10 protein-coding genes and 1 pseudogene are annotated in these 18,589 nt (G+C 54.8%); 3 read left to right on the top strand and 8 right to left on the bottom strand.

The genetic code is table 11. The features are described 5' to 3' along the window. Positions 1 to 59 precede the first annotated feature (59 nt). Positions 60 to 902 (bottom strand): tetratricopeptide repeat protein, encoded by an 843-nt coding sequence (locus F4Y00_05465; protein MYE04404.1) that lies wholly within the window; start codon positions 900 to 902, stop codon positions 60 to 62. 307 nt (positions 903 to 1,209) lie between these two features. Between F4Y00_05465 and F4Y00_05460 the strand changes: the two genes are divergently transcribed. Next, the gene (locus tag F4Y00_05460; GenBank protein ID MYE04403.1) at positions 1,210 to 2,229 is read left to right on the top strand and encodes an NTP transferase domain-containing protein; all 1,020 of its coding nucleotides are present in this window, start codon (positions 1,210 to 1,212) and stop codon (positions 2,227 to 2,229) included. Positions 2,230 to 2,291: 62 nt separating this feature from the next. On the opposite strand, the gene F4Y00_05455 is transcribed toward F4Y00_05460, so the two are convergent. Beyond that, a complete protein-coding gene (locus F4Y00_05455; protein MYE04402.1) occupies positions 2,292 to 3,482 on the bottom strand; it encodes a hypothetical protein in 1,191 nt (396 codons plus the stop codon). Positions 3,483 to 3,755: 273 nt separating this feature from the next. Here F4Y00_05455 and F4Y00_05450 point away from each other — a divergent pair, with 273 nt between their 5' ends. Beyond that, positions 3,756 to 4,712: a D-glycerate dehydrogenase gene (locus F4Y00_05450; GenBank protein ID MYE04401.1), complete on the top strand. Its 957-nt coding sequence runs from the start codon at positions 3,756 to 3,758 to the stop codon at positions 4,710 to 4,712. Positions 4,713 to 4,737: 25 nt separating this feature from the next. Here the strand turns inward: F4Y00_05450 and F4Y00_05445 are convergent, their stop codons facing one another. The 4 genes and pseudogenes from F4Y00_05445 to F4Y00_05430 all read right to left on the bottom strand — a co-directional run bounded on the left by F4Y00_05445 (position 4,738) and on the right by F4Y00_05430 (position 9,637). Beyond that, positions 4,738 to 6,507, bottom strand: a complete 1,770-nt coding sequence (locus tag F4Y00_05445; protein ID MYE04400.1) for an SLC13 family permease — start codon at positions 6,505 to 6,507, stop codon at positions 4,738 to 4,740. Between the two features lie 9 nt (positions 6,508 to 6,516). Further along, on the bottom strand, positions 6,517 to 8,400 hold the full coding sequence (gene cysN, locus F4Y00_05440) for a sulfate adenylyltransferase subunit CysN (protein MYE04399.1): 1,884 nt from the start codon (positions 8,398 to 8,400) through the stop codon (positions 6,517 to 6,519). A 68-nt stretch (positions 8,401 to 8,468) separates the two neighbouring features. Next, positions 8,469 to 9,365, bottom strand: a complete 897-nt coding sequence (gene cysD / locus F4Y00_05435; GenBank protein MYE04398.1) for a sulfate adenylyltransferase subunit CysD — start codon at positions 9,363 to 9,365, stop codon at positions 8,469 to 8,471. Positions 9,366 to 9,448: 83 nt separating this feature from the next. After that, a pseudogene (locus tag F4Y00_05430) lies at positions 9,449 to 9,637 on the bottom strand (NAD-dependent epimerase/dehydratase family protein). A gap of 282 nt (positions 9,638 to 9,919) precedes the next feature. Between F4Y00_05430 and F4Y00_05425 the strand changes: the two are divergent. Continuing rightward, positions 9,920 to 13,594, top strand: a complete 3,675-nt coding sequence (locus F4Y00_05425; GenBank protein ID MYE04397.1) for a hypothetical protein — start codon at positions 9,920 to 9,922, stop codon at positions 13,592 to 13,594. Positions 13,595 to 13,699: 105 nt separating this feature from the next. On the opposite strand, the gene F4Y00_05420 is transcribed toward F4Y00_05425, so the two are convergent. Continuing rightward, the gene (locus tag F4Y00_05420) at positions 13,700 to 15,364 is read right to left on the bottom strand and encodes a RagB/SusD family nutrient uptake outer membrane protein (protein ID MYE04396.1); all 1,665 of its coding nucleotides are present in this window, start codon (positions 15,362 to 15,364) and stop codon (positions 13,700 to 13,702) included. Positions 15,365 to 15,381: 17 nt separating this feature from the next. Further along, entirely contained in the window at positions 15,382 to 18,549 is a 3,168-nt protein-coding gene (locus F4Y00_05415) for a SusC/RagA family TonB-linked outer membrane protein (protein ID MYE04395.1), read from the bottom strand. Positions 18,550 to 18,589 lie beyond the last annotated feature (40 nt).

Raw genomic sequence — 18,589 nt, 5'->3', positions numbered from 1 at the left:
TCAGTGCAGGGATGTCGTACGCACGAGGTCCATGCAGCACCCAGAAGTACGATGCGTTGTCAAAGAGTTTCGAGATAGTGTTCGGCCGGGCTCCTGTAGCTGCCGAACCGGGCATTTTCGAACGATTCCTTGGCGGCCGTGATATTCCCGGCGTACATGAGCGCTTCACCTCTCGTGAAGTGAATTTTTGCTGCGTCCGTTCGACTGCCGCGGTGAAGGCTGAGCGCCTGATCGGCAAGAGATACGGCCTGTTCGTAGTTGCCCAGCGCATTGTGGGCGACGGCAAGATAGAAGTAGGTATCCGCATCCGGATCGACGCGCTCCTGGAGTTCTTCCAGACTGGCAATGGCTTCCCGGGCATCGGAGGCCGACGGTTCGGCTCGACGGCCCAATGCGGAAGAAGCCAGAAAATTAAAGTGGTCGCGGATCCCTGTTTCCCCCTTGCGCAACGCCTGACTGTCGCTGTGCTCGTTTCCAAAAGCGATCAGGGCTTCGTACGCCTGGATGGCTTCTTCGACCCGTTCCAACTTTTTCAGGGCAAGCGCCTTGCCTTCGTAATTGTTTACGTAGCTCGGATACATCGCGATACCGGCGTTGAAACGTTCAAGGGCGCCTGCGAAATTTTCCTGCTCCACGAGTCCCTTGCCTATATTATAGTCGATAATCGCTGCGTTGCTGGCCGATTTCGTAGCGATTTCCGTATCATTTTCCTGGCTTGCCAATTCAGCGGCACGTGCGAACTCGTCCCGGGCTGTGGGGTAGTCATTGGCTCTGGCGGCTTCTATGGCGGCGTTGAACGCTTCCTTGTAGGCCTGGGCCTGAACCGGAGAGGTCTGGATCCCCATTGTGAGGCAGAAAAGCAGTGCAAGCACTGCAAAGGACTTGAAAGTACTCATTGTCATTGCGTGTTTGTACGACTATGGAACTTGGACAGGGTGGAACCAACATCGAAATACATACGCATAGGAATTGGGTTCCCTATACGACTGAAAAAACGATTTTTCCTGCTTACTATTGTACAAGATAGTGATCCTGACGATGTTCTTCCGCATCGTCGCTCAGGAAGATATTCGTATCTTTCCATGGATATGTCGCTCCTTGCCATTCTTTGTCGTGCATTCCCGGCGGCACTTTTCTATGTATTTCATGTTCACAAAGTGTTTGTCCGGCGACAACGGTTTCCCGGATGTCTGATAGAGGATCTGTTTTATGAAGCTCATTATTCCCATGGCGGGGCGGGGTACGCGCGTTCGCCCCCATTCGCATGTTACGCCCAAGCCCCTGCTTCCCGTAAAGGGGCGTAGTATGGTGGAGAGAATAGTGGATACGTTCAATCGCGTGTTGCCCGTACGTCTGAATGAAGGGGTTTTTGTGCTCGGGCCGGATTTCGGAAAAAATGTGTATGAAATGCTGCGGGAGATATGCATCCGGCACGATATGCGTCCCAAATTTGCCGTACAGGAGACCGCGGAAGGCACGGCCCATGCGGTGGACGCAGCCCGGGAGTATTTGCAAGGCCCTGGCGTCGTGGCCTTTGCGGATACGGTTTTCGACATGGATGCGGACCTTGATTTCAAGGATGCCGATGTGGTCGCTATGGTGAAACATGTTGAGGACCCCAGCCGATTCGGAGTGGCGGTACGGGAGGGTGATCGGGTTGTGGAACTGGTTGAAAAACCATCCGAACCCATATCTACCGAGGCGCTTGTCGGCATCTATTATGTACGTGAGCTCAGGGAACTTCAGGGGGCGATCGAAGGGATTATCGCCGATAATCTGCGCGGAAAGGGAGGGGAGTTTCAGCTGACCGATGCATTTGATCGCATGATAAAGCGCGGCGATGCCTTTACGACAGCCTCTGTAACGGAATGGCTCGACTGCGGCACCGTATCCGCGCTCATGGAGACGACCCGGCGTCTTCTTGAAAAGGAAGACGCAGGCACATTCCAGGGGGATGTGGAAAACAGTATCATCATTCCCCCTGTATATATCGGGCCGGATGCGCGCGTCGTCGATTCTGTGGTGGGCCCTTATGTTTCAATTGAGGCGGGTGCTGATGTACGCCGCTCCGTCATTGAGCAATCTATTGTATTTGCCCATGCAGTGGTGCGGGGTGCGGTGCTGGCGGATTCACTTATCGGCGGATATGCCCATGTGCATCCGGGCGCACAGGTACTGAACATCGGCGATCATGCGGAGATAACCCCTATTCCTCCGGGCGCGCCCTGAGCGAGATACGAAGGCGTATGCAGCGGATTCGTTTCCGTCGCTCCGGTTATGCGCCGGTCATGTTAGCTGTTCGCTTCAGGTAACTTAGGGGGCGACGCAGGAGGGGCGAGTTTCTGGGGATGTTCAGGTCCACTGAGCGTGCTGCCGGTTGAAGGGAGATGGTCTGTGCCTATAGCCTCCAGGATGGATAGCACGCGTTTTTCCGCTTTCAGGACCCATCTGCGAAAGTCGTCTCGCGTCGCATCGTGCTGCGCGGTGAATTTCGTTAGCAGATTCATGTCGAATTTGTCGCTTCGGATTCCGCATCCCATTTTTTCTATTTCGAAAGCATTGCACAGTTGCTCATAGTGTCCCTCGACCGGCACGGCCAGTACAGGTTTGCCAAGGAAGAGTGCTTCGGAAACCGATTCGAAGCCGGCTGTGCACACCAGGCCGCTGCAACGGCTCATGAGCTCAAGAAATCTGGTGTCGTGCAGCCGATTGAAGCGAAGGGTCTCGCTGTACTCTACGATGTCATCGACTTCCGGATTGTCCCAAAAGCATTCCAGGCGTTGCGTCGGGTGTTTTTCGTGCCATTCGATTACCTGCTCCGCATAGCCACGATTCAGGAGGTAGATCAGAAAAAAATCCTCCTGGACCCTGTTGTTTTGCAGAGTCAGTGCTTCCTCGCGTAGAAGTGGAGGGATCACCGAAAGGCGAGCATCCGGGAGGTCTTCCGCCGGATACAGGGATAACGCGAGTTTCCATGTAGCCCGGAAACCGGTCAGTCGGGTGAACAGCCTCATGGCCGACCGGTCAACCGGCCTGCCAGGCGCAAATTCATATACGGGATGATCGAACATGTACTGATGTCCGACGGCTACAAAGGGTACGTTCGGGCGATAAAACGCCTGGTATACGCCGGCCATCGGTTCGTAGAAAGTCAGCACCAGATCCGGCTGAACGGTTTTGATCGTATGGTCGAGAATTTTCAGGCTGCGCTTGAAGGCGGGTATGCGCTCGACGTTTTCGATGAGCGTATCGAGTGAATTAATAGCGCGCTGTTCCTTCCCGATACTGAAACCCGGCGAGCCAAAACGACGAATCGGTACATTGATTCGTTGTGCAAATACCTCAGGGATCTCCCGATTACGAACGTTCCCGGCGAGTACACCGACCAATTCATGCCCGGCCCCGCACAGCATGGTTTGCAGTGCGAGCGCCTGCGTGAGATGTCCTCGCCCTTCCCCCTGCACAATGAACAGAATCTTCATTTCGATGACCGTAGAGATCGGGACGCCGCAGAGCGCCGCTGCATAGTGTTAACAGGCCCTAAACCCTTGCGGTAACCATCGCCCCCCCTTGCCGGTTTCCCGGAGGTCCCCCGGTCATGTCGATGTTCTTCTGTCCGCGGTGTTCCATAGAGGTTGAGGCTCCAGGGCCTTTGAAAAAAACATTCTTCATTACGTATAGCAGACGCTTTGCATGTACTTTATGCCCGGTTTTGTTTTTCTTGTGGCTTCCGTTTCTGATTTATTTCGTCCGTCATGCGCATCGTTGTAACGCGACCGTTGCCTTCAGGGGGGCTGCATCTGCTGAATGGCCACGAGATTGTCCAGCATGAGTTTTCCGTCGGCGGTCCGGATGAGGACCAGTTGATCGATATTGCCCAGGGGGCTGATGCACTGATCACGCTATTGTCGGATCCGGTGACCGACCGGGTATTGAGCGCCTGCCCCGGGATTAAGGTGGTCGCACAGTATGCGGTGGGGTACGACAATATTGATCTGGAAGCGGCGCGCACCAGGGGAGTCGTTGTTACGAATACTCCGGGTGTACTCACCGAAGCCACAGCGGATATGGCGTTTGCGTTGCTTCTGGCAGCAGCACGGAATGTGGTGCCGGCAGACCGGTATGTACGAGCCGGGGAGTTTTCAAGGTGGGAAGCGGATCTCATGCTGGGCGCTGATCTGAGTGGTGGTATGATAGGTATCGTGGGCCTGGGTAGAATCGGGGCTGCCGTGGCGCGCCGCGCTATAGGTTTCGGAATGCGTGTATGCTACCACAATCGTTCCCCCGCTAATCCGTCCGTGGAGCAGAAACTGGGCGCCCGTCTTGTTTCCATGAATACGCTTTTGGAAATCAGCGATGTGGTTTCCTTGCATTGCAGCCTCAATGAATCCAGCCAGGGTCTCATCGGGCGCGAGGCGCTTGCGCGTATGAAGCCGTCCGCCATCCTGGTGAATACGGCGCGTGGCGCCGTGGTGGATGAAGAAGCCCTTGTCGATGCGCTTCGCAACCGCACGATTCGGGCGGCGGGCCTGGATGTATTCGAGGATGAACCTTCGGTACATCCGGGGCTTTTCGATCTCGACAATGTGGTGATGGCGCCGCATCTTGGGAGCGCAACGCATGCGACGCGTTTGAGAATGGCGGAAATGTGCGCTGAAGCAGTTCAGGCTGTGCTCAGCGGCGCGAGGCATATCCCGTACCGGGTCGTATAGCCGGCTCCTTGTGCGCGGGATGTGGTTATCCGAGCCACTTCAGATACACGGCGGCCAGTGTGATGGCCATGACAGCGATGCTTACGGGCAGCCCGGCCCGAAAATAATCCCTGAACCGGTATCCGCCAGCGCCCATCACCATCAGATTCGTTTGATACCCGATCGGGGAAAGGAAGCTTGCCGACGCCGCTATTGTCACCGCCAGAGCTACGGCGCGCGGTTCCATACCGATATCGACGGCTGTCACCAGGGCAATGGGAATCATGATAACAACCGCGGCGCTGTTCGTGATGATTTCTGTGACGAGCATGGTGCCAAGGTACAGAAACAGCAACGCTATGAGAGGATGCTGGCCGGGTAATATCGTTGCGATGGTGTGTCCCAGTCCTGTTGCCAGACCACTTGTCTGGACAGCGTGTCCGATACCGAAAGCTCCTGTAATCGTCAGGATAACGCCGATATCCACGGATTGGCGCAACTGGGTGCCGCGCAAAAAACCGATCAGAATCATGCCCAGTGCACCTGTAAAGGCTGCTGCGGAGAGGGGGAGCACACCGACGATATGCAAGGTGATCAGTATGGCCAGCATGGCCAGAACCAGCCCTGTTCTTTCATCTATCGGCTGTTGCTTCCGAATATCTTGCGTGACAAGGTAAAAATCGCCCTCGCTTTGGCTCCAGCGGCGGTCAAACCCCTTTTGAGCTTCGATGATAAGAAGGTCGCCCGGTTTGAGGGGAACCTTGCCGAGCGCTCCACGGATCGATTCGTCCTTGCGATGGATGGCGAGTACAACCCCCTCGTATTTTTCCCGGAAGCTGACGTCCTTCAGCGTTTTGCCGGCCAGGGTCGAATTTATTGAAATCACTGCTTGAAACAGAGGGGGGTCCGTTTCCTGGTTATCCTGCTTGTTTTTGGTGGGATGTGCAAAAAAATCGGTCTCGCGAAGCAGACGCTCCCTGGCATCCGTACGCCCGATAAACGTGAGAATGTCTGCTTCCCGGATGATCTCTTCCGGAGCGACCGGGCCAATTGTATCCTGACCACGCCGGATATATACGAGGTAGGCGTCGCCCAGTGACCGGAGATTCGCTTTTTGGATCGACATGCCCGCGAGGGGTGAGCCGGGAGGTACGCACAGGCGAAACCGGTAATTCAGTGTATCCGTCTTGTCCCGGTCGCCGGGGGTCGTGTCCGGCATTAGCCGATGCCCGACAAGAGACAGGTACGCCACGGTCAGGACGGCCGCGGGCAGACCTATCCAGGCAAATTCAAACAGCCCGAATTCCTGCAGGCCGGCCTCGCGAATAAGTCCTGAAGCAATGATGTTCGTCGAGGTGCCGATAAGCGTGATCATCCCTCCTGCAATCGCAGCGAAAGAGAGAGGCATCAACAACTTCGATACCGATATGCCGGTTTTTCGGGCCACTGCCTGCATTCGAGGTATGAGCATGGCGACCACCGGGGTGTTGTTCAGAAAGGCGGACAACACTGCGGCAGGCGTCATAACACGGAAAAGAAGCGATGTCACTGTGCCGCCGGACTGCACCAGCCAGCGATCTATCCAGGTGAGCAGCCCTGTTTGATGAACGCCGGCGGCTACCACGTACAGGGCGGCAATGGTAATGACCGCTTCCCATGCAACCCCCGAAAAAGCTTCAATAGGGGTTACTACTCCGGCCAGGAGAAGGGTGCTCAACGCCAACAGAATGGTTACATCCACCCGTGCCCATTCGCGCACAAGGGCCACGATCATAACCAGAATGATTATAAGGGTGAACCAGGCTTGCCAGGGCATCAGAGTATCCTATGACATGTCCTTCATGATGCCTTGCGTTACGAGCAGGGCAATGATCCGGTCGACGCATTCCTCTACGGACAGGACATGGGTCTGTAGTAGCAGTTCCGGATTTTCCGGGGGTTCGTACGGCGCCGAAATGCCCGTGAATTCGGGAATTTCGTTGTCGAGCGCTTTCCTGTATAATCCTTTCGGATCGCGATCCTTGCATATCTCGAGGTCGCAATCCACGTGCACTTCAAAGAAATGTTTTTCCGGAATGATGTGCCTGGGGTACGCGCGATCTTGCCGGTAAGGTGATACGAGAGCGCAGATGGTAATGCTGCCCTGTTCGAAGAACAATCGGGCCGCTTCGCTGACGCGGCGAATGTTTTCGGTCCGATCCGCCTCGGAGAAACTCAGATCGCCACACAGCCCGTGACGTACCTGGTCGCCGTCGATCGACATGGTACGCACACCATGCTCGAAGAGACGTTTTTCCAGCGCTCGTGCAATGGTCGATTTGCCTGATCCGGAAAGTCCTGTCAGCCAGATTACTGCGGCCTGGTGTCCCTGTTGTTTTTCGCGTTCTTCCCTCGGAATGTACAATTCGGTCCACACGACCCCCGGGGAAACAGGACGTTCCATGGTAGCAACGCGTCCGACCGGCGGAACGTGCTGCGCTGCGCCACGGATCATGCCGGCAGCCACTGTATTGTTGGTTTCCGGATCTATCAGGATGAAACTTCCGGTTTCCCGGTTGACCCGATACGCATCGACGAAAATCGGGTCGGCCAATTCAAATTCGATTCGTCCGATGTCGTTCAGACGGAAGGTGTCTGCTGTTTCGCGATGGAGTGTATCGACATTCATGCGATAGATCACATTACCGACGACTGCCTGAATGTTTCGGGTGGTATGCTGAAGAATCCATCGCCGATTCGTTTGCATCGGCTGCTCGCTCATCCAGCATATATCGGCGTCGATACTGCGAGTGATCTGGGGCTGGTTGCGGCGCCGGACGATCATGTCTCCACGCCCGATATCGATGTCGTCTTCCATCGTAATTACGACCGAATCGCCTGCGCGGGCCCGTTGAATATTGTCCTCCATATAGACGATGGAATGCACACGGCTTTCCCGACCGGACGGAAGCACGACGATGTCCTCGCCCGGCGCAATGGACCCCGATACGACGCGCCCCGCATACCCGCGAAAATTCTGGTTCGGGCGTATTACGTATTGCACCGGGAACCGGAAATCGACCACGTTACGTCCTTCGCCCACCTTTACCGTTTCAAGGTGGTGCAGAATGGTCGGTCCCCTGTACCAGTCCATCTGATCGCTTTGTTCGACGACATTGTCCCCCGCCAGTGCGGAAATGGGGATGAAAACGACATCGTCGATATCTACTCTCCGGACGAATTCCCTGTAGTCGGCGACGATTTCCCGATATGTTTCTTCGGAGTACCCCACGAGATCCATTTTATTGATCGCCACCAGTATGTGGGGAATCTGGAGCAACGAAGCAATGAATCCGTGCCGGCGTGATTGTTGCAATACGCCATTACGTGCATCGATCAGAATGATAGCCAGTTCGGCGGTCGATGCCCCGGTTACCATATTGCGTGTATACTGGATATGTCCCGGTGTATCGGCAATGATGAATTTTCGCTGCGCGGTGGAAAAATACCGGTATGCCACGTCGATAGTGATCCCTTGCTCGCGCTCTGCGCGCAGTCCGTCTGTGAGCAAGGCCAGATTGATTGCGCCGTTGCCCTGGCTTGCACTGGCGCGCTCAATGGCTTCGTATTGATCCAGGTGAATGGCTCGCGAATCGTAGAGGAGGCGGCCGATCAGCGTCGATTTGCCGTCGTCTACATTGCCTGCTGTGGTAAATCGTAGTAAATCCATTGAAAGGCAGTGGTCGAAAGAGCCGGTATTCGAGTGGATGCGGGCAAGTTTCGATCCGTCCGGGATCGTTAGAAATAGCCTTGTTTTTTGCGGTCCTCCATTGCAGCCTCCGAGCGCATGTCGTCGGCGCGTGCTCCGCGTTCGGTGACGCGAGCTGATCCAACCTCCTCAATGATTTCTTCCAATGTTGCAGCGGTGGACCGGATTGCACCTGTGCATGTCATGTCGCCCACGGTCCGAAAACGGATCGTTTCCTGTTCCCAGGTTTCGCCATGGAGCAAAGAGATATAGTCACATTTTGCGAGAAGCACACCGTTCCGGTCTACAATTTCGCGTTCATGGGCGAAGTACATGGACGGAATCTCAATGCTTTCCATGAGGACGTACCCCCATATGTCCAGTTCCGTCCAGTTGCTCAATGGGAAAATTCTGAAATGCTCTCCAGGACGCTTTCTTCCATTGAAAATATGCCACAGTTCCGGGCGCTGGTTCTTGGGATCCCATTGCCCAAAACTGTCCCGGTGCGAGAAGAAACGCTCCTTGGCGCGGGCCTTTTCCTCGTCGCGCCGTGCACCGCCGAGAGCACCGTCCACCTTGAGTTCTTCCAGCGCATCGAGCAGGGTGGTTATTTGCAGCATGTTGCGGCTTGCGTTCGGCCCCTCTTCTTCCTGGACACGCCCCCGGTCTATGGATTCCTGTACGGTTCGGACGATCAATTTCGCGCCGATATTTTTTACCAGCCTGTCTCGCAGTTCAAGCGTTTCCGGGAAATTGTGCCCGGTGTCCACATGTAAGAGGGGGAACGGAATAGGCGCTGGCCAGAACGCTTTCCGGGCGAGGTGCACCATGACGAGAGAATCCTTACCACCCGAGAACATCAGGCATGGCCGTTCGAATTGTGCGGCCGTTTCACGCATGATGTATATGGCTTCGGACTCCAGCCGTTCGAGATGAATATTTTGCAAGGTATTCGGTGTGTTAAATGCTTTAAAAAAATATACGCGGATTGATGGGGAGCGTTACTACGATGGGCAGCACATTGTCCCGGAGGCAGCGCTCGTCCGGCATCCAGGCGCATATGGAGACCGAAGGTGTTGAATATGCGCACGATCCGCGTATCCACGGCATGGTAGCGATGATACGCCATGGTCATGGCTTCCGCAAAGCGTTTGGATTCGTCGTAGACGCTGCGATAGCCGGTGGGATCCACGTTCCCCCGGCACGTTTCCGATTGCGGCTACCATTTTACATAGTACATAAATGAAGTGGTTTATGGAAAAGGGGTGAAAGAATTTGCTATTGGCCCCCTGGAAGGGACTTGCAAACCGAACACCCGACAACGTATTCTGTAAATGAAAACCGATCACGAAGGCGGCATAACCCGGCGAGGCAGTACACGTAAATCCACGAAAAAGACAGCCCGGTTTTTCCGTCCATTTCTGAATACCCCTGCAATGCTCCCAGAGACCATTCCGAATCATTATCTCCGAAGTAATACGGACCGTGAAGTCGCTTCGGTATGAATCTGCTTAGAGCCTGTTTGTCTGCTGCGATTCTTCTCTGTTTTGGGGGCTGTAGTCCGGATTCCGATAACCTATGGCATGAAGAATCGAGCCATCGATGGCGAAATTTGCATGTCTCCGGTTCTGTGACCGCCGGGTTTGATCCTATGGGGCAGCGCCGCACCGGAGTAGATGCGATCAACAGCATCGAGGAGAAGGAATTTCTGGCGAATCGTCACTACCTGAACGGATCGGGCGTGGCTGTAGGGGATGTGGACGGAGACGAATGGCCGGATATTTATCTGACTCGCCTCAGTGGGCCAAATGTGCTTTATCGAAATCTGGGCGGGTGGCGCTTCGAAGACATTACGCAGCGTGCGGGTGTGGCAGCGCCGGATCGCTTCTCGACCGGAACTGCAATGGCGGATGTGGATGGAGACGGGGATCTGGATGTACTGGTTACGGCTATGGGGGGACCCAATGCCGTGTTTTTCAATGACGGGCAGGGCCGTTTCGTGGAATCCCCCGATTCGCTTGGCCTGTTTTCTCGCCGGGGAAGTACTACGGTGGCGCTGGCGGACACGGACGGGGACGGCGATCTTGATTTGTACGTCGGAAACTACAAGACCCGGACGGTGCGGGATATGTATCCCCCGCATGAGCGCGCTTTTGAACGCGTGGTAAAGCGAGAGGGCAACAGGTACGTAATTACACCGCCTTTTGATCGGCATTATGTCGTTCGTGTGCAAAAGGATCGCGTGATGCGTTTCGAAAGCGGTGAGGTGGATGGCTACTATATCAATGACGGCGCAGGGCGCTTTACCCCTCAGTCCTTTACCGGGGGAGCATTCCTTGACGAAGAGGGTCGGGCATTGCAGGAGGCGCCTCGTGATTGGGCTTTGACTGTGCGGTTTCAGGATATCAATGGGGACGGGGCGCCTGACCTGCTGGTATGCAATGATTTTGAGAGTCCGGATCATTTCTGGCTTGGCGATGGGCAGGGGACTTTCAGGGCAGTGCCTCGCCTGACTTTCCGCAAGACGAGCCAGTCTACTATGGCTGTGGCTGTTTCCGACATGGACAGAGACGGCGATGCGGATCTTTTTCAGGCAGACATGCTTAGCCGTGATCATCGACGACGCCACAGGCAGCAGCCCGGCCTGCAGTTTCCCGAATTATCCGATCCAGGAGACATAGACAACCGTCCCCAGGAGATGCAAAACACGCTCTTTCTCAACCGGGGAGACGGCGCCTTTTCCGAGATTGCCCACATGGCCGGAATTCATGCCTCCGAATGGACCTGGGGCAGTGCTTTTCTGGATGTGGACCTGGATGGCTGGGAAGATCTGCTGCTGGCCACGGGGCATGCCTATGACGCCATGGATGCGGACACGCGCATGCGCATGGCGACGATATCCTCCGGAGAAGCGTGGCGGGATGAAGTGCTGCTGTTTCCACCCCTTGATCTCAAAAACATCGCTTTTCGTAATCGGGGAGACGGGACCTTTGAAGAAATTGCCGATGGTTGGGGCCTGGGCTATGAAGCCGATGTCTCCCACGGGCTGGCTTTGGGTGATCTGGATCGTGACGGCGATCTTGATGTGGTTGTCAGTCGCCTGAACCGGCCCGCCGCCCTGTTTCGCAACCATACATCCAATTCCCGTGTGGCGGTAAGCCTGCGGGGATTATTTCCGAACACGAAGGGTATCGGAGCGAAAGTCCGCCTTTCGGGCGGGGGCTTGCCGGTGCAGGAAAAGGAAATCATTGCCGGGGGGCAATACCTTTCTTCCAGTGAGACGTTGGTTTCTTTTGCCGCCGGCGATGCACAAGATATGCGACTTGAAGTGTTGTGGCGCAGTGGCGGGCGTACGCTTGTCGAGAGGGTGCAGGCCAACAGGCATTATGAAATATTTGAATCTTCTGTCGTTCGACGTACGACGAATGAACATTTAACCGAACCCGATCCATACTTTGAAAAAATCCGGATTGTGCATGAACATCACGAGCCCTTCTTTGACGATTTTCGGGAGCAGCCTCTTCTTCCATGGAAACTTAGCCGACAGGGGCCCGCAGCGGCATGGGCTGATGTGGACGGGGATGGAGATGATGATTTGCTCATAGGGAATGGCCGTGGAGGGCGCCTGACGTTACTTCGTAACACCGGGACCGGCCGCCTGGAAGCCCCGCGGTCCGTCGGTGAAAAAAGCCCGGGGGATCAAACGGGGATTGTTGTATTGGAGCGTGTCGAGGCAGGGGCGCTCGTAGCGGTCGGCATATCAGGCTATGAAGCGCGGCCGTATGCTCCCTCTACCGTCGATATCTATCGTGTTCGACCGGAAGGCTCCTTTGAACGGATTCAGCGTCTTCCATTCGGCTCTTCGAGTGTAGGGCCTCTTTCGCTTGGGGACCTTGATGGAGATGGAGATATGGATATCCTTGCCGGGGGGCGGCATGTTCCCGGACGCTATCCTGAAGCAGCTTCATCGGTGGTGTATTGGAATGAAGAAGATCGCTTTGTGTACGATGAAAGCTCACAGGTCTTTGACCGTCCCGGTCTTGTGAGTGGAATAGCTATTGGCGATCTCGACGGAGATGGCAACCAGGATGTGATACTGGCTACCGAATGGGGTTCCATACAGGTGTTTCGAGGGCTGGGCGCAGGCAAGTTTGAAGATGTCACGGCCTCCTATGGATTGGAGAACTACAAGGGGTGGTGGCAAGGCGTTGGACTGGGGGACTTCAATGGGGATGGGCGCCTGGACATTGTCGCGACGAACTGGGGATGGAATTCGCCGTATGGTCGACCGGAACGTGACGGGCACGACTTGCGACTGTACTACGGAGATTTCGATCTGGACAACCGGATGGATATCGTGGAGGCCAGATATGAGCAGGTTGTGGGGGGGTACGTTCCAACACGCAAACTGGTTGCCCTTTCGGCCGGATTGCCTCTGGTGCGCCGGCGAGTGCGCACCTTTCGTCAGTATGCAGCTTCAACCCTTGACGAAATGATCGGCCCTCGGTTGGCCCGAGGCGCATACAAGAACGCGACATGGCTTGCTTCCACGGTCTTTCTCAATAGAGAATCCGGTTTTGAGGTACATCCGCTTCCCGTTGAGGCACAATGGACAGCGGGTTTCGGCATGGTGGTCGGCGACCTGAATTCCGATGGGAACGAGGACCTTTTTATCGGCCAGAACATGTTTGCCCTGCCGTCTGGTACGCCTCGCCTTGATGCGGGCCGGGGACTTTGGCTGATGGGCAATGGCCACGGTAGTTTTACGAGCGCCAGGGGAGATATGTCCGGGATAAAGGTATACGGGGAACAACGGGCCGTTGCTGCGAGCGATTACGACGAGGATGGGCGGCTTGACATGGTGGTGACGCAAAACGGGGCAGAGACGAACCTTTTTCGGAACAAGCGGGCGCAATCCGGCTTGCGGATTCGCCTCAGCGAATCAGGCAGGCCCGCTATAGGCGCGCTTGTGCGGCTTCGCTATGGCGAGAGCGACTGGGGACCGGTCCGGATAGTGTCGGCGGGGTCGGGATATTGGAGTCAGTCTTCGACGACGCTGTTGATGGGATATGGCGCCGGAAAGGTCCAGGATGTCTGGGTACGCTGGGCGGACGGTACAGAGACTATGGAGGCGATCGAGCCCGGGGCCAAAAATCTTACCATCGTGCGTAATTAAGAGGAAGACCTTATCACGCGGGCCGGCCATGTCAAGGAGCGAGAGGCGCGGGTACGTCAGTCTCTTTCGTGAAACAACTTGACGTATTGTTTAATCCGCTTCCTGTCACTTGGGACGCTCAATGTAGATGTTGCTTGTGCGGTAGGCGCCGCGGCCCGCCTTGGAAGCTGCATCCTCACCTCCTGGTCCTCCAAAGGTATAGATGGGTATCTGGAGCACTTCAAGTTCACCGCCCGGTACGGCGAAATGAAGGGGGCTTCCTGGCACCAGGTCCCCCCAACCACGCTTGTCAAAGTACGCTCTGCCGCTTGCGGCCAGATAGCATTCTATATTTTTTTCGTGTTTGAGTTTTGCCCATAAACTGGCGTCATCCATAGGGCTCTGATCGTCGTCAGGGCTACCGACCGCGTCTGAGCCTGAAGCAGGATTCAATTGGCCCCGCTCCACACGCGTTTTATTGATGAGTTCAGCTGCTCTGTCAGTACTTCCTCCGGTTCGCAGCAACCCTTCGGCAATAAGCATATCCAGTTCCGTTACTTTGAATTGGACCATGGGACCGTTGTTGCCGTTGTCCAGATATGCACGGTATCTCTTATGTGTGTGGGACGAATAGTGGTAGGTGCCTCGAGAGGGTGGAAAGGGACCCGGAACGCCCCAGTATTCGAAGTCGGTTCCGCTGTTCTGAGGGTAGGTGAGCACGGTTCCTGCTGTATGAGCACCCGCTCTGTCACGCTGCTCGCCCGCCACGATGGTTTCCATCCCGTCTTCCGGCCCCACGATGCGCCTGTCCGAAGTATAAATGTCAAATACGCTACGATCTTCAACCGGTTGGTTAAGCCAGTTCCGGAAACCTCCCGATTTGTCCGCAGGGCCGATCGTACGATAATCTGCGCGAGACCATGAACGCCCTTCTTGTCCCCATGCCTTGGTCGGATCCCATTCGAGTTCTCCCGAATCGTTTCCTACAGGGGCCCAGTCCTCCGTAATGCCCTGTTCGGCATGCTGTATTACCAATGCCCAGTTGGTGCTTGCCCGCTCGGCAGGCCTCCGTCCGACCGAGGCAATAAACCGCGCCATAAAGGAATGGGCCAGTCGGACCAGATCTTCATTGGTGACAGTAAGCCCAAATATCCAGTCGTCTTCAGCAGGAATGGTGAAGGGGTTGCTGTTAGCTATGGCGATTGACTCTTCCAGTTTTTGAAGGGCAAACTCCATAACCTCCGGGTAGGGTTTCAACTCCAGCGTAGTCAAATCCGAATCTTCATCCACCGTAAAACCCTGATCGTAGCGCAGTGCAATGTAACCATGGCACAGACCCTGGATAAACCTGGCGAACGCTTTGAGCTTGGCTGCTTCTTCGAATGCCGACTCATCCTGGTTGATGATAGACAACGCGTCCGAGGTATTCGAAATGGCCAGATAATTATTGTCCCAGGGCTCCTTCATTGCGTCGGCGTAGGCGAATGTCGGGCTGTTGTCGAAAGCAACGCGTGGCTCGGAAGAGAGATGCCGTCCGGCAAAATTAGCCCACGAATAGGAATATTCATCCGCGATTGCCGTAAGGGGCATTTGCCCGTTTTGCCACACATTGGCGCGCCAGAAGTCGAGAAAGGAACTCCCGATAAGATTGACCACATCGTTGGGGTCGGCCAGCACCTGACTTTTGTCAGGGCTGTTGTCGTTCTCGACCACCAGGTCCGCACATCCGGTCCATGTGAAGACGAGAAAGGAAATCCATACTGCGGTCCGCATGCTGCGCAACACGTTCATTTTGTATCTCCCGTCATTCAAAACTCAATGGTGACCCTGCCTGTAAGGTTGCGGTAGTTCGGATAGCGAAACTGGTCCACACGGAACAACGATGCATCTCCGCCAACCGTGGCGTTTTCGCTGGTCCGACCGGTTTCGGGATCAAACCCCGAATAGTTTGTGAAGGTGAGCAGATTACGGCCGGTGATGCCAAAGCTCACGCGATGTAATCCTAATGCGTTGCCGAACATCCGTAAAAGCCGCTCTCTGCCGAGGGTATATTCCACCGTGAATTCACGCAGCTTCACATAGTCGCCTTCTTCGACGAAGTGGTTGTTTGTCCCGTTCGCGTGGTAGAGCGCTTGCATGTAATTGGCCGTCTTCTTGAGCGCGTCGGACTTACCTGCCTGGTCCTGATCCCTATGTCTGTTATCCCTGTAGCCCCACTGAGCCGTAGCGTTGTATATATCGCCGCCTATCTGTGCATTCCAGAGCATATAGACGGTGATTCCGCGCCAGCGTAATGTGGTGTTTATTCCCAGATTATAGTCGGGGAGGGTATTACCAATTCTGGAGAATGCCGTGCATTCTTCATTCTCGAATAGAATCGGCATGCCCCATCCGTACGACTTGTCCCCACAGGGGGTCGTCATTTGGTCGCTGGAAGTTCCCCAAAGGTTTTTGGCAATGCCGTCCGTATAGGTATTATCCGGGCCGACCCATACCACATAGCCGTGATCATTAACCTGGAACTGATTTTCTGCAACGCCTGTGGGCAGTTCGTCCAGAGCCGTCAGAAACTTGTCCCCGTACATGGCTCCCAGAATTTCTCCCTCCCGAATATAGAAGGCATTCTTGGGGCCTCCCCGGAACGCCGGGGGAGAAAACTCGATGATTTCCTGACGTGTACGATCAAAAACAACACCTATATCCAGACTGCCGGAAGCATTCCGGAACAACGATGCACGGACAGATGCCTCTATGGTATTAGACTCGAGGGTTCCGGCATTTTGCCATTGTCCTTCATATCCTACTGAGGCAGACAATGGAACGAGCAACAACTGATCTTCCACTCTGGAATCTGCATATATCAATTCGACAAATGCCTTATTCCAAACAGAAAATTCCAGTCCCAGTTCGGTTTCTTTCTGCAATTCGGGTTTCAGCAGTTCATTACCAAGGGTCGATTTACTTAGTTGGCCATTGGAGAGAAAAAACGTTTCGTATTGGCACTCAAAGCATGGACGTGCGCCTGCGGTGCCGTACGAAGCTCGCAGCTTGAATTCAGGAAGCGCATCCCTGGCAGGCCACCAGGTTTCTTCCGATAGGCGATATGCGCTGCTGAGGCGGAAATAGGTTTGCCACCTCTCCTCCGCACCGAAAAGCGAGCTGCCATCGCGACGCACTAATGCGTCGATGATGTAGCGGTCGGCATAGTCCGCGCCTGCCAGGCCATAAAAGCCCTCGGAACGGATCGTTGTACTGCTGGAGCTGATGATTTTATCATCGGTGTTGATATTGGAAAGGTCCGAAAGTCCTGCCGCTGCGAGTCCTCTGCCGCTGATGAATTCCGCCTCATTGGTGAAATCCTCCTTTGCCCAGCGAAACTGTGTGCGGGCAACCAGGCGATCGAATTGCTTGCGAAAGGAAGCCGTCACGTTGGCATTCAGGGCGGAGGACAGGGCATTGCTCCGCTCGATTTCGCCCTCTTCCTTACTATTGTTGCCAATCTGCTGATATCCCTTGTCATAAAACTCCAGGCCATCGCGGTCCGAGCGGTCGAAACTCAGATTGGCTTCGAGGTCAAACCAGTCTATAGGCTCCCAGGTTTGCCGCAAGTTGCCATATATACGAGAGCGTTTTTGGACTTCATCGACGTTCTCGATAATGTAGAGCGGGTTGTCTTCAATAGATAAGGGATCGGCGCGCACTTTGAGTTCACCGTTTTCATCCCGCTCCAAAAGACTCACTGCGGGACTTGTAAACATGATGCCGAAAAACGGATTGATATCCACATCATTTGGTGCATCACGCGTAGAGGTCGAATAGAAACTTGAGAGTGAAATAGCCCATGTACGTTTCAGGTGATGATCCATATTAAGGCGAACACTTTTTCGATTATATCCTTTCTGGCCGACAATGATACCTTCTTCTGTCAGATTCGCAAATGACAAAAGAAAGTTGGTAGTTCTCGTGTTGCGGCTTACTGCGATGGCATTGGTCCATGTATTACCCGGATTAAAAAATTCGTCGAACGCGTTATAGGTTACTCCCGGATACGGATTGTCCAAAAAGGATACCGCTGTACTCCCGTCAATGACGGTCGCGGATCCGTAAGGGATATCGTTCCCGTCTGCATCGACAAAAGAGGTTCCGGCAGCATTCATCCGATAGTTGTGCGAATTGTTGGGAATAAATTTGCGTGGCATAAAGTTCGTGCCGATCTCATTACGGATCGTCACGCGTGTCTGGTTTACAGGGATGTGATCGCCCCGCTTGGTCGAAATTTGAAGGACTCCGTTTTGCGCGCGGGATCCGTAGAGTGACGATGCGGAAGCGCCCTTGACGATCTCTATATTCTCGATATCCAGTGCATCGATGTCGACCTGATCGGCTCCGAGAATGACACCGTCAACGATGTAGAGTGGCTGCGAACTGCCCGAAATGCTGGTGGACCCGCGCAGCCGCACGGAAATTCCGTCACCCGGCTGTCCGCTCTGAGCAATTACGCTGGCTCCAGCCACTTTCCCGTGCAGGCCGTGCAGAGGACTCCGCGCCGGCGCAAGTTCAACCAGGTCTCTATCGACCTGATCTACCGTGAAGGCAAGCTTCTTTTTCGGGGTGGCTTCAGCCACCCCCGTTACGACGACCTCATCCAGATTGAAAAAATCCTCGGCAAGCACAAAGTGCTCCGTCATTGCCGTGGGCGAGATGGTGACGGCCCGGGTCTGCGGTGAATAGCCGATATATTGGACCTTAAGATCGAAAGACTGTCCTGCATAAACGGACGGCACCTCAAAAGAGTAGCGGCCTTCAATATCTGTCGAAGCACCAAGCAGCAAATCGGTAATGGATACGTTTGCACCGATAAGCACCTGGTTATCCGTGTCCGTTACGACACCGGATATAGTCACATTTTGGGCTGTCGCTACGATCGGCAGCAACAGTAGTAGTGTCAGGCATGAAATTTGCGACTTTCTTATCATGTTGTTTCCCGCTCTAACCAGCGCAGAGTATACACACCCG

It is taken from the genome of Bacteroidetes bacterium SB0662_bin_6 (assembly GCA_009839485.1).
Taxonomy (GTDB): domain Bacteria; phylum Bacteroidota; class Rhodothermia; order Rhodothermales; family VXPQ01; genus VXPQ01.
This window is presented reverse-complemented; position numbering and strand designations above follow the sequence as displayed.